This is a genomic window from Bradyrhizobium sp. WYCCWR 12699 (assembly GCF_032144035.1).
Lineage (GTDB): Bacteria > Pseudomonadota > Alphaproteobacteria > Rhizobiales > Xanthobacteraceae > Bradyrhizobium.
In genome coordinates, this window is sequence record NZ_JAVTJN010000036.1 from 903,643 (window position 1) to 916,213 (window position 12,571).

The 12,571-nt window shown below is 65.2% G+C and carries 12 protein-coding genes; 4 read left to right on the forward strand and 8 right to left on the reverse strand.

Translation table 11 applies throughout. From position 1 onward, the window contains the following. Positions 1-6: 6 nt before the first annotated feature. The gene (locus RPS27_RS29270; RefSeq protein ID WP_194408370.1) at positions 7-378 is read right to left on the reverse strand and encodes a type II toxin-antitoxin system HigA family antitoxin; all 372 of its coding nucleotides are present in this window, start codon (positions 376-378) and stop codon (positions 7-9) included. Positions 379-388: 10 nt separating this feature from the next. Beyond that, entirely contained in the window at positions 389-691 is a 303-nt protein-coding gene (locus RPS27_RS29275; RefSeq protein WP_409517578.1) for a type II toxin-antitoxin system HigB family toxin, read from the reverse strand. A gap of 142 nt (positions 692-833) precedes the next feature. Between RPS27_RS29275 and RPS27_RS29280 the strand changes: the two genes are divergently transcribed. Next, positions 834-1,397, forward strand: a complete 564-nt coding sequence (locus RPS27_RS29280; RefSeq protein ID WP_211419087.1) for a nitroreductase — start codon at positions 834-836, stop codon at positions 1,395-1,397. A 63-nt stretch (positions 1,398-1,460) separates the two neighbouring features. After that, positions 1,461-2,729 carry a serine hydrolase domain-containing protein gene (locus tag RPS27_RS29285; RefSeq protein WP_313754793.1) on the forward strand — a complete coding sequence of 423 codons (1,269 nt, stop codon included), beginning with the start codon at positions 1,461-1,463 and terminating at the stop codon, positions 2,727-2,729. Here RPS27_RS29285 and RPS27_RS29290 read toward each other — a convergent pair. Further along, on the reverse strand, positions 2,715-5,177 hold the full coding sequence (locus RPS27_RS29290) for an EAL domain-containing protein (RefSeq protein ID WP_313754794.1): 2,463 nt from the start codon (positions 5,175-5,177) through the stop codon (positions 2,715-2,717). The two genes, RPS27_RS29285 and RPS27_RS29290, sit on opposite strands and share 15 nt — an antisense overlap. Before the next feature lie 811 nt (positions 5,178-5,988). Next, a complete protein-coding gene (locus RPS27_RS29295; RefSeq protein ID WP_194402979.1) occupies positions 5,989-6,849 on the reverse strand; it encodes a LysR family transcriptional regulator in 861 nt (286 codons plus the stop codon). 104 nt (positions 6,850-6,953) lie between these two features. Here RPS27_RS29295 and RPS27_RS29300 point away from each other — a divergent pair, with 104 nt between their 5' ends. Further along, positions 6,954-7,946 (forward strand): zinc-dependent alcohol dehydrogenase family protein, encoded by a 993-nt coding sequence (locus RPS27_RS29300; protein ID WP_313754795.1) that lies wholly within the window; start codon positions 6,954-6,956, stop codon positions 7,944-7,946. 36 nt (positions 7,947-7,982) lie between these two features. On the opposite strand, the gene RPS27_RS29305 is transcribed toward RPS27_RS29300, so the two are convergent. Then, a complete protein-coding gene (locus RPS27_RS29305; protein ID WP_249157277.1) occupies positions 7,983-8,246 on the reverse strand; it encodes a hypothetical protein in 264 nt (87 codons plus the stop codon). A 421-nt stretch (positions 8,247-8,667) separates the two neighbouring features. Further along, on the reverse strand, positions 8,668-9,741 hold the full coding sequence (locus RPS27_RS29310) for a hypothetical protein (protein WP_313754796.1): 1,074 nt from the start codon (positions 9,739-9,741) through the stop codon (positions 8,668-8,670). Between the two features lie 275 nt (positions 9,742-10,016). Here RPS27_RS29310 and RPS27_RS29315 point away from each other — a divergent pair, with 275 nt between their 5' ends. Further along, positions 10,017-11,051, forward strand: coding sequence for a patatin-like phospholipase family protein (locus RPS27_RS29315; RefSeq protein WP_313754797.1), 1,035 nt, complete (start codon positions 10,017-10,019; stop codon positions 11,049-11,051). On the opposite strand, the gene RPS27_RS29320 is transcribed toward RPS27_RS29315, so the two are convergent. Both RPS27_RS29320 and RPS27_RS29325 read right to left on the reverse strand, forming a co-directional pair. After that, positions 11,052-11,480: a CBS domain-containing protein gene (locus RPS27_RS29320; protein WP_194402982.1), complete on the reverse strand. Its 429-nt coding sequence runs from the start codon at positions 11,478-11,480 to the stop codon at positions 11,052-11,054. Positions 11,481-11,668: 188 nt separating this feature from the next. Beyond that, a complete protein-coding gene (locus RPS27_RS29325) occupies positions 11,669-12,499 on the reverse strand; it encodes a rhomboid family intramembrane serine protease (RefSeq protein WP_409517579.1) in 831 nt (276 codons plus the stop codon). Positions 12,500-12,571: the final 72 nt, after the last annotated feature.

The following is a 12,571-nucleotide window of genomic DNA, read 5'->3' on the forward strand; positions in this document are numbered from 1 at the left end:
CGTCTTTCAAGCGGCCCTGTCTTGCCCAACTTTAATGAGGGACTCGGCCGGAATGCCGAGCCCCTCATGCAGGCGTCGGATCATGCTGAGCGTCAATTCGCGCCGCCGGTTGAGCACCTCGTGAACCCGATTGCGGCTGCCGATAAAGGGAATCAAGTCCCTTGGCTGCAGGCCGCTCTGCTCCATATGATACTTAATGGCTTCTACCGGATCCGGCAGATCGAGCCGGTAATGCTTACGCTCCCACGCCTCCACGAGCGTCACAAGCACATCAAGCCGATCGCCTTCAGGCGAGTTTCGGCGCGCACTCATCAACGTCTCGATCTCTTTGAGGGCGCGACGATAATCCCGGTTAGACTTGATTGGCGCGATTTCCATCATCGACCTTCTAAATGGTTTGCGCATCGATTGCGTCGTATTGCCGATGCGTTCCGACAAAGCGGACATGGACTACGCGGTATGGGTAATTGATCCAGACCACGACACGATATTTGTTGCCGGCGACGTTGAAGACGACGCGGCCATCCCTGAGGATGCTAGCGGTTCTGATATCTCGCTTGACGTCCGCGGGCTTCGCCCAATCGGCCCGCTTGACCTGCCGAAACCAAGCCATCAGAGGTTCGTGAGCGTCGGAAGGCTCGCTCGCCCGATCGAGAAATGCCTTGATCGTGCTGAGCGCTATGATCCTCATTCTATTCATCTTAGCATAGTCCCAAATTGGGACCACAACTTTCTGGCCGGGCCAGTAGACTCATAATCCCTCTAAAATCTCTTCCATTCGTCGTCTGCCATGCCTATCTCCGGGCGGAAGTAGCAAGCCATAAGGACGCCCCGTGCCCGACGCCATCGAACTCCTGAAGACCCGCCGCTCGGTCAAGCCGCGCGAGATGACCGGGCCCGGCCCCTCTGCGGCCGAGCTCGAGACCATCCTCACCATTGGCGCGCGCGTGCCTGATCATGGCAAGCTCGCCCCCTGGCGCTTCATCATCTTCGAGGGAGATGCCCGCCAGCGTGCCGGCGAGGTGATCGCAAACGTCTTTGCCCGGAAGAATCCCGGCGCGCCGGCGGCCGACGTCGAGATCGAGCGCAAGCGCCTCATGGATGCGCCGCTGGTGATCGGCATCGTCAGCTTCACCAAGCCGCATCCGAAAGTGCCGGCGTTCGAGCAGGAATTGTCGGCGGGCGCCAGCGCCATGAACATCGTCACGGCCGCGACCGCGCTCGGCTACGGCGCCTGCTGGCTGACCGGCTGGTTCTCGTTCGATCGCGACGTGCTCGACGGCCTCGGCCTCAAGCCGGACGAGAAGCTCGCCGGCTTCATTCACGTGGGCAAGCCGACCAAGCCGAGCGAAGACCGTCCGCGACCGTTCCTTTCGGAAATCGTGACGCGTTTTTAAGCGATGTCGTGTTGACGCCTCTCGCGTCTTGCGGCTTTGATCGCGCCGAGGGAGGAAGGTCGGATGAGACGGCGTGAATTTCTGGTCGGGGCCGCGATGCTCGCCGGCACGATGGCGCAAAGCCGCGCTGCCGACATCCCCGCCCCGTCGCCGGACGGGCTCGACCGCATCACGGCGTATTTCAACGACGAGGTGACGAGCGGCCGGCTGCCGGGCGCCGTGATCCTGGTGCAGCAGCACGGCAAACCGGTCTATCTCAAGACATTCGGCGAGCGCGACACCCGGACGGGCCTTGCCATGACGCCCGATACGGTCTTCGCCATCCACTCGATGACCAAGCCGATCACCTGCCTCGGCGCGATGATGCTGATCGACGAGGGCAAGCTCGCGCTCACCGATCCCGTGTCGAAATACGTCCCGCTGTTCGCGGGCACCAAGGTCGGCCTCGAGGTCACCCTGCCCGACGGCAAGCTGGAGCTCGACCTCGTGCCGCCGGTCCGCCCCGTCAACATCGAGGACCTGCTGCGGCACACCTCGGGCATCAGCTACGATTACATCGGTGGCAAATGGGTCGAGCAGGCCTACAAGGCCGCCAACATTTTCGAAGGCCAATTCAACAACAGGGAGTTCGCCGACCGCATCGCCAAGCTGCCGCTGGCGCGGCAGCCGGGAACCCTGTGGCGCTACGGCCATTCCACCGACGTGCTCGGCGCTGTCATCGAGATCATCTCGGGCCAGACGCTTTACGAATTCCTGAAGGCACGCATCTTCGATCCGCTCGGCATGACCAGCACCAAATTCGCTCTGGCGACGGAGGACGAGCTGGCGCGGATGGCGCGGCCGCTGCCGAACGATTTCATCCTGCTCGCCGCTGAGCGCGAGCGTCTCGACCATCCCGAATGGCAGTCCGGCGGCGGCGGCCTGCTCTCGACCATCACCGACTATCAGCGCTTCTCGCAGATGCTGCTCAACGGCGGCGAGTTCGAGGGCAAGCGCTATCTGAGCCCGGCCGCCTTCAAGGCGATGACGACCGATCATATCGGCCCCGGCTCCGGCGTCGGACGCGACTACTTCTATTTTCCGGGCGACGGCTTCGGCTATGGCTATGGCCTTGCGGTACGGACCGATCCCGGCAACGCGAAACCGCCGCCGCCGGGCTCGCTCGGCGAATTGAAATGGGACTCAGGGAGCGGCACCTATTTCGGCGTCGATCCCAAGCTCGACATGGTCTACCTCATGATGCAGCAGACCCAGAACGAGCGCAGCCGCATCACGCCCGCCTTCAAGGCGCTGGTGTACGACTGCTACCCCGAGGGGCTACGCCGCCCGTGAGGCGCGCTGACCGAAATTGGCGAGCAGCTTGGCGATCTCGGCCGCGGGCCGCGCCGCGCTGAACAGAAAACCCTGCACCTCGTTGCAGCCTTCGGCGCGAAGCCAGTCGAGTTGATCCTCGGTCTCGACGCCCTCGGCCGTGGTCGTGATGTTGAGGCTGCGGCCGAGGCCGGAGATCGCGCGCACGATCGCGCTGCAATCGGGCCGCTGCGCCAGGTCCTTCACGAACGAACGGTCGATCTTGATCTTGTCGAACGGGAAGCTGCGCAAATAGCTGAGGCTGGAATAGCCCGTGCCGAAATCATCCATGGAAATGCCGACGCCGAGCTCGCGCAATTGGTGCAGGATTGCGAGATTGGCGTCGGTCTCGGCCAGGAAGATCGACTCGGTGATTTCGAGCTCGAGCCGTCGCGGCGACAGGCCGGACTGCGCGAGAGCCGAGATCACCACCTGCACCAAATTGCGGCTGCGGAATTGCGCCGGCGACAGATTGACCGCGACCTTGACATCGGCAGGCCATTTCACCGCCTCGGCGCAGGCCTCGCGCAGCACCCACTCCCCCAACTGGGTGATGAGGCCGATGTCCTCGGCGACGGGAATGAACTCCGCCGGCGAGATCATGCCCTTGTCGGGATGACGCCAGCGCAGCAGCGATTCGAAGCCTGAGATGCGGTCGGATGCGATCGTCACCAGCGGCTGGTAGTGCAGCTCGAACTCACCATTGGCGAAGGCGCGGCGCAGATCGAGCTCCAGGTCGCGGCGCTTCTGCGCCTGCAGATCCATCTCGCGTTCGAAGAAATGGTGCACGCCGCCGCCATCGGACTTTGCCCGGTACAGCGCCATGTCGGCATTGCGCATCAGCTCCCCCGGCGTCGTGCCGTCGCCGGGCGACAGCGCGATGCCGATGCTGGCGCCGATCACCATCTCCTGGCCGTCGAGATCATAGGGCGCCTTCAGCATGTCGATCAGCAGGCTCGCGCAGGCGCTGGCCTCGTTCGGCGAGACGTCGGCACTGAGGATCACCGCGAACTCGTCGCCGCCGAGGCGGGCGGCGAGATTGGCGCCGCGGACCGCCTTGGTCAGGCGCCCGGCGACGTCCTTGAGCAGGCGATCGCCGACGGGATGACCGAAGGAATCGTTGATGTTCTTGAACAGGTCCAGGTCGATGTAGAGCACGCCGACGCGCTTGTCCCCGGCCTGGTCCAGGGCCTGCTTCAGCCGCTCCTGAAAATATTCGCGGTTCGGCAGGTCGGTGAGCCCGTCATGGTGCGCCATGTGCGCGATGCGCGCCTCGGCCTTGCGCCGCTCGGTGATGTCGACCACCGCGACCAGATAGCCGTCGCGATCATCGAAGGCGACGCGGCGGCCGAAGGTGAGCACTTCGATCTCGCTGCCGTCGGCGCGCAGGTGCCGCCAGTTGCGCGAGGAATGATAGGCGTCGCCGACGCGCTCCAGCGCCTCGGCGTGGCTTTCCCACTCGTCCTCCGGCCAGATCTCGTGCAACTTCATGCGCAGGAAGGTGGCGCGGCTGTAGCCGTAATGCTGGACAGCGGCGTCGTTGACGCCAAGGAATTGCTTGGTCTGCGCGTCGAACACCCACATCGGCATCGGGTTGTTGTCGAACAGCAGGCGGAACGAGGCGTCCCGCCGTTTCAACGCGGTGACATCGGAGATCGTCAGCGAGACCACGTCGGCGAAGGCCGTGGCACTGAGACGGAGATGCCGCCCCTCGCTCTCGATCTCGAGCTGCTCGCCGCGGCCGCCCGCGACGGCCTTGAGCAGAAAGTCCATGACCTCGGGCAGAGCCAGCAGCGTGGTCTCCTCGCCGATCCGCCGCCACAACAGGCTTCCGCTCGCAACCTTCAGCAATGCGCCTGCGCTGTTGTTGTGATGCACGACCTGAAGATCGAACGGCTTGCCGCCGGCATCGCGCAAGGTCGTGAGCGAGATCACCGCGTCGTCAGTCGAGGCGAAGATCGCGTCCAGCAGATTGTACTGCGTGCCGCGCTCGTTGATATAGGCGCCGACCAGCGTGGCGCCCCAGCGCGAGGCCGTCGGCAGCGCCAGCAAGTCGTAAGTCCTGACCATGCCGTCGCGCACGCAATACGCGCTGGCGTGATGCGGCTGTCCCGTCGTCAGCGCAATGGTGGCGGCTTCCGTCAGCGCCGTGGCGCAATCGGGCGACAGATCCGAAACCGGAATGTCCCAGCTCTCCTCACCGAGCCATTTCTGCACGTAACGTCCGCTGCGCGACAGCTCGAGCGCGCCATCGTTCCTCAGGAGCGCGATGTGATCGGCAAGCCGTCCGAGACTGCCGAGCATGACGTCCTCGTAGCGCGGCAGCCGGTCACCCGGCTTCAACGCGGCACGCCATTTGCGCTGCAGCACCGGGATGTCGTCGAACATTTCGGCGGCCGGTTTTCCCGGCATCTTCTTCGCAGCATTCATGGCAGTCCCCAGCGCACTTTCCGGGCGCATCCAATGCAGGCGCACTTAACGACGTGTAAAGAGCGCGCGAGCGCGGGTTCCGTTCAGCGATTATGACAGTTTTAAGTCGGGTGTTGGTTAGTGCGGATTAGAGACTATGACGGTCGCGCGAAGGCGAGCCGGACGCGCTGCGCGTAGCACTTCTCAACGACAGACACACCTTCGCATCCTCGCGGCTCATTCGCCCGAGCTTCGCCTGGTCGCATCACGCCCATTGAACGAGGGCGCAGGGAAGACCGGGTGCCGGCCGGGCACCCACGGTCCACTGTGCGAAAGGTGGCAACAAGAATTTGCACAGCGGCATACAGGTGGAGCCGAGCATCCGGCCTTCCCTGCGCAGTGGTTTTACGGCTTATGTCGCGCTCTCCTCGGGGAGCGATGCACTATTGCCCCCGTCGCCTTGCGGATCGCTGATGCACGTGCCCGGTCGGGCCGCCGCATCACCACAAGACTTGACGCACAGACTGCGGGCGCCAGGACCACACGATTTTGCCGTACGCCGATCACACCGGTCGTATGCGCGAGGTGCCTTGCTCACGGTTACCCGCCCTGCAAGACTCTTTCGCGCCGATGCAATCAGCGTCCACCGCCGCCCGGCCCGCGTTCGTGACGATCGCGATACGCCCCTCTTCCTTGGGCCGGGTTGCCGCGACACATACGCGCTTTCCGAATTTCGGTAAAGTGGAATATTTTTCGGCGACAAGCGTTGACCCATAGCTCGGGTGTTTCGCCCGTCGGGCAACGCAAGAGATTGTGGCCGCAGGGTGCCTGACTACGGAGCCCTGGCAGCCAACCTCTCGATCACGAGGTCAAGCAGCGCGCGCAGGCGGGCAAGACGCCTGAGATCGCGGTGATAACCGACATAGGTGTCGCGGCCGGGCGGCGCCGTGCCGATGTCGAGCGCGACGAGGCGGCGGTCGCGATCGCCGAGCAGACGCGGCAGCACCGCCAGTCCACCGCCGCTCGCACATAGCTCGGCCTGCGCCTGCCTATTGTTGCTGCGCGAGGCGATCTGCGCATTCGGCAGCGTGCGCTTCAGCCAGACCGCGTCCGGCATGTCGGCGAACTCGGCATTCATGGTGACGACGCGGACAGCGCTGCCGTCGCCGGCACGCGGCGGCTTGCTGCCCTTTTTGCCATAGAGCGCGTAAGGAATGTGCAGCAGCTTTCTGGAGATCACCTCGGGCTCGCTGAACGGCTTGATGCGGAAGACCAGATCGGCCTCGCGCCGCGGCAGGCTGTAGAGCCGCGCATCGGTCAGAAGCTCCACCGTAACCTTTGGGTGGCGCTTGCCGAACGCGGCGATCACCGGCGACAGCATCACCGTCCCGAACCAGTCCGACGACGACAGGCGCAACAGGCCGTCGAGCTGCGTCTCCGCACCCGACACATGTCGCTCCAGCGCGAGCGCCTCGTCCTCGATCCGTTCGGCGTGGCGGAGCACGGCGGTGCCCTCGTCGGTCAGCACGAAACCATCCGCCGTGCGCTGGAACAATGTCTGTCCCAGCGCTGTCTCGAGCGCGCGAAGCCGCCGGCCCATCGTCGGTTGGGTCTGGCCGATCTTGCGCGCAGCGGCGCCGAGGGTGCCTTCGCGGGCAATCGCCAGGAAGATGCGCAGATCGCTCCAGTCCATCAAGTCCCCCGCCATACAGAACTGTATGAGGACCGTACAGCCTTGTTCGTTCCCATGCAAAACTTCATGAGCATATTGGAGGCCGACAACGGAGCAAGACGGTCATGTCGACACAATTGACGATGCGCGCTGGCGTCCTGGAGGCTAACAACACCCCCTTGCGCCTCGCGACGATTTCAAGGCCCGAGATCGGGCCGCGCGAGGTGCTGGTGCGGGTGCGCGCGAGCGGGGTCAATCCGCTCGACACCAAGATCCATGCCGGCGCGGCCGCGCATGCGCGCCATCCGCTGCCGGCGATCCCCGGGATCGATCTCGCCGGCGTGGTCGAACGCACGGGGCGTGAGGTGACCCGGTTCAAGGTCGGCGACGAGGTCTACGGCATGACCGGTGGCGTTGGCGGCGTGCCGGGATCGCTGGCCGAATTCGCCGCTGTCGATGCCGGCCTCCTGGCATTGAAGCCCGCCAATCTCAGCATGCGGGAAGCTGCCGCCCTGCCCTTGATCGTCATCACGGCCTGGGAAGGCCTGATCGACCGCGCGGCGTTGAAGGCCGGTCAGAAGGTCTTGATCCACGGCGGCGCAGGCGGCGTCGGCCATGTCGCGATCCAGATCGCGCGCGCATTCGGAGCGGACGTGTTCGCAACCGGCTCGGCGTCGCAGCGCGCCACGATCGAAGGCTTCGGCGCCGTGTTCATCGATCGCGACAGTCCGGTCGAAGCCTACCTTGCGCAGCATACCGGCGGCCGCGGCTTCGACATCGTCTACGACACCGTCGGCGGCAAGGTGCTCGACGCCTCCTTTGAAGCGGTGCGCCGCTTCGGCCATGTGGTGAGCGCACTCGGCTGGGGGACGCATGCGCTTGCGCCACTGTCGTTCCGCGCCGCCACCTATTCCGGCGTGTTCACGCTGCTGCCGCTGCTGTCGGGCGAAGGCCGCGCCCATCACGGGGAGATCATGACGGAGGCCACGCGCCTCGTCGAGGCCGGCAAGCTCGTGCCGCTGCTCAACCCCAGGCGATTTAAGATGGAGAGCGTCGGCGAGGCCTATGCGCTGATCCGAGACCACGCCGCCAAGGGCAAGCTGGTCGTCGAGATCTGAGTGAGCTTGTGGCGCGGATGGAGCTGCGCTCCGCCGCTAATCCTCGCTGGACGCGGCCGAGCGGTTGCGCAAGTAAGCCTGCGACAACAGGAAGAACAACGCGCGCTCGCCATGATATTTGGCCGACGGCCGGGTGCGCTCGAAGCCGTCGGCAAAGATCTTGCCGGACTGGTCGCATACCTGCCATCGCCAGCCAAACCGCTTGCGCCTGGTGAGGATCACTTCGAACATGTCGACGAGCTTGGTCCCCTGCTCCCCGCCGGTCTCGCAGACCCACAAGCCTGCTCCGGCCTCCCCCATTTGACGGATGTCCGACATATAACCCAGCGGAGTGGAAAGAGAATAAAATTGATGATCGGAAATACGTATCTTTCACCGGCTGTAATGAACGCGCGAGGCGCGGAATAAGCCGGCGGCGCCGGTGTTAATCGATCTCGCAGCATCGCCTTGTCGCGCTGGCGCGTATTCAAATCGGTAACACAAGGGCAAAGGTCGGGGAGCACCGGACTTTCGTGGAGCGAAATTGGCGGTCGAGCAGCGCCCTGGCTGGATGGGCGTCCGGCCGGATTTGCGTGCGCTGGATGAGAAGTGCGGTACGATATTGCGGACGCTGTTCGATGATGAAGAGCCGAGAGCCCGTCGACCGGATCGGCACCGCGCCGTCTGGGCCCCGGCTCTGCGGAGCGGCATGTCACGCCGCACCGCGTCCGGGACACGAAAACTACCGCGCGACGACTTCGACTTCGCCGTCGACGCCGTTCACGACGTTGAAGCCGCGCTCGTAGACCTTGCCCTCGTTCTTGGCGATGGCGCGGTATTCGCCTTCGGAGAGCACGACGCGCGGAAAGGCGCCGATCGATTCCTTGATGACGTCACCGCCGGGGGTCAGCACCGACCAGGCGGTGTTGGCGAGCGCCTCGCCGCCCTTGTCGCTGACCAGCTTGAGCGTGATCACGGCGGCGCGGTGGGTGATGGTGACGTCGGTGAGCTTGCCGGCCTGGACGCGAATGTCCGAACGCACCACCGAGTTGGCGTCGCCATAGTTGGAGATGATGTAGTAGGTGCCTTCCGGGATCAGCACGACGTCGCCGGCGGCGACGTTCGGCACCAGCGAGGCGCGCTCGCCGGATTCGAACTGGCTGCCCTTGTAGATCGCGAACGAGATCTGGTTCTGCGGAATGCGGCTGGTGCCGACCCGGCCCTCGATGCGGAGGCCGCCGGCCGGCAGCACGAAGGATTCGCGGTCGGTCTCGGCCTTCAGGCTGACGGTGCGCACCGCGCTGACGAGGCCAAAGGCGACGTGCACGACGTAGTTGCCGGGCGGCAGCACGATGTTGGGCGAGGCGTTGCGGTCCTCGCGGATCAGCTTGAAGGTGCCGTTCTCATCCGGACGGTCGGCGAAGACACGCCAGACCAGGCCGCTGGTGATCGCCGGCGTGTCCTTGCCGTATTTCGCGGTCAGCGACAGCACGCCCTGTCCGGGCACGGCCGCATTGAGCGGCGCGGCCGGCGGCACGGTGGTGACCGCGGGCGGCGGCATGCTGGGCGTGTTCGGCTGCATCAGGGTCGATGGCAGGCTCGGGGGACCGGCGCCAAGCCCGGAGGGCGGCGCCAGGTTGACGGCGCCGCCGGGGTCCGGCACCGAAGCCGGCGGCACCGGCGGCGGGCGATCGGAGAAAAGCTGCGCCTGTGCAGCGTTTCGGCCTGAGGTAACGAGGCACGCGGCAAGGATCAGCGCCGGCAGCAGCCTGCCGCTGCGCCGCCATCCGATGATGCCGTCACCCCCGCGTGTCATGCTCCTGCTTTTCACCGAAAACGCGGCAAATTCAAGCCTCTGAAACCCCAGGAAATACGGTGCCGGTTCGTTCTGTGGAACCCGGTTGACGCCTGCGTGATTAGTCCTGAGGCAATCGCCCCTCGCCATACTCCTGCCCGGTGCCCTCTCCAAAGCGGCATAAACCATGCTTCGCGCCCGGGATGGCGGAGTGCGAGTGCGGTGCCTAGTCTAATGATACGGGCTTGGCCGCAGCCTTGAGCCGCAGGCCTTGGCCCCGGCGTAGGAGAGTTTCGGTGCTGGACATCTTGAAGGGGCGCGGCGCAAACGGCTCGAACGGCGAGAAGATTGGCCTTGGCCCCACCCGCCGTCCCGTCATCGGCCTTGCCCTCGGCGGCGGCGCGGCGCGCGGCTTTGCCCATATCGGAATCCTCAGGACCCTGCTTGCCAACGGCATCGTGCCCGACGTCGTGGTCGGCACCTCCATCGGCGCCGTGGTCGGCGGCCTGCATGCGGCCGGGCGGCTCGAGACGTTCGAAGATTGGGGGCGCAGCCTGCAAGGCATGCGCAACATCCTCGGCTATCTCGACATCCGCCTCAACGGATCCGGCCTGCTCGGCGGCGAGAAGCTCGCGGGCCGCCTTGAGGACGCGGTTGGGCAGACCTTGATCGAGGATTTACCGGTGAAATTCGCGAGCGTCGCGACCGAAGTCCGCACCGGCCATGAGATCTGGCTGACGCGTGGCCGCCTGGTCGATGCGATGCGCGCGTCCTACGCGCTGCCCGGGATCTTCCAGCCCATGCTGATCGGCGACCGCTGGCTGGTCGACGGCGCGCTGGTCAATCCCGTGCCGGTCTCGGCCGCCCGCGCGCTCGGCGCCGAAATCGTCATCGCCGCAAATCTTTCCAGCGACATCTTCACCCATTCCACGACGATCCATTCGCATGGCGCACCGCCCACCCCGGTGGCGCCGGAGGCGGAAGAACCGGCGGCCAAGCGGCGCTTCCCGCGGCTATTCTCGCCCGAGAGGACCATGAAGCGCGAGTTCTTCGGCGGCAACGGCCGGCCCGGCATCTCCTCGGTGATGGTCGATGCCTTCAACATCATGCAGGACCGCATCACCCGCGCCCGCCTCGCCGGCGATCCCCCGGATCTGCTGATCTCGCCACGGATCGGCCAGTTCGGCTGGTTCGACTTCCATCGCTCCGAGGACCTGATCGCCCACGGTGCGCGCGCCGCCGAGCGCGCGCTGGACTCCATCCAGGAGGCGATCGATGTGCTGGCGCCGGCGCCCGCGGGGCACGCGCCGAAAGCGGACGATGGCGCCTGATCAGGCGGTCTTGATGTAGTCGCGCAGGGCTTCCTGCTCGGACTCGTATTCCTGGACCCGGCGCTTGACGATGTCGCCGATCGAGATCAGGCCAACCACCTTGCCGTTGTCGATCACGGGCAGATGGCGGAACTTGCCCGATGTCATCATCTCCATGAGCTCGGCGACCGTATCGGTCTCCTTGCAGGTGACGACCTTGCGGGTCATGACCTGAGCCACCGGCTCTTCCAGGACGGCGGCGCCGCGCTCGCCGAGCACGCGCACGATGTCGCGCTCCGACAGGATGCCTTCGAGCCGGCTCTGGTTCATCACCAGCACCGCACCGATCTTCTTCTCGCCGAGCAGCTTGACCGCGGTCGCCAGCTTGGCGTCGGGCTCGACGCTCATGATCTGGTGGCCCTTGGTGTTGAGAATGGAACGTACCGTCATTGTCGCCTCCCTGAATCCGAGCCGTCCGCCTTGGCGGTCAGGACTTGTTCTTCGAGTCTTCAACTAACAGTTTCGGCGCGGGTTGCATGCTCGCGCGCTTGTCGAAGCGTTGCCTCTATGGGCTTGTCGCTTCGGAACATTCTTCGCGCAAATGATGGATGAATTCGGGCCGCGCCGCAAGCGCCGCTTCAAATACGGTCTGAAACGTCCTGTGATGACGCATCCGCAGCATCGTTTCGCGCGCGCGGCACGGGATCGAACAGGGTGAACAGCAACAGGCCGGCGAAGAAGCCGCCGATATGCGCCTGCCAGGCGACGCTCGTGGTTTCGGAATCGATGCCGATCGCGCCGACGCCGAAGATGATGTTGACACCGAACCACACCGCGAGGAAACCGACCACCCGTCCGTCGCGCAGCGCGCGCGACAGCGGCAGCGCCGGAACCCTTGCCGCGGTATCCGCGTCCGAACGGTTGAACGACAGGAAGCTGCCGCGGACGAACGCGAAGCGGATGGCGGCGGCCATCGCGCCGGACACCGAGGCCGAGGCCCCGATCATCGGCGCCACCGCATGCTCATGGGTGACGAGATGGGCGAGGGCGCCGGCCGCCGCCGTCACCGCCAGAAACAGGAAGAACCTGACGGCGCCGAAGCGCCGCGCCAGCGCGCTGCCGAACGGCAACAGCCACAGCACGTTGAAGCCGAGATGGGTCAGGTTGGCATGCAGCAGCGAATAGGTGACGAAGCTCCAGACCTTGGCCCCGGTGCCGCCGGGGATCTGCAGATTGAGCAGGGAGGAATCGTAGCGCTTCGGGATGAAGCCGAAGACGTCGATGGTCCAATTCTCGAGTTCCGGCGGCAGCAGCACCCGCAGATGGATCACCGCCAGCAGCAGGATATAGGCCGTCAGCGCGAACGGCAGCGTCAGGATCGGCTCGCGCGAAGCCTCCTCATGAACCACCTGGACCGCCGGCAGGCCGGGCTGAGGATCTTGCGACGAATCGTGCGGCGGGGAATCCAAGGCAGCTTCGCTTTCAGGCGCGATCGGAGCGATCCCCTTGCAGATAGTCGCCTTTGCCAGCCTTGCGCAAGT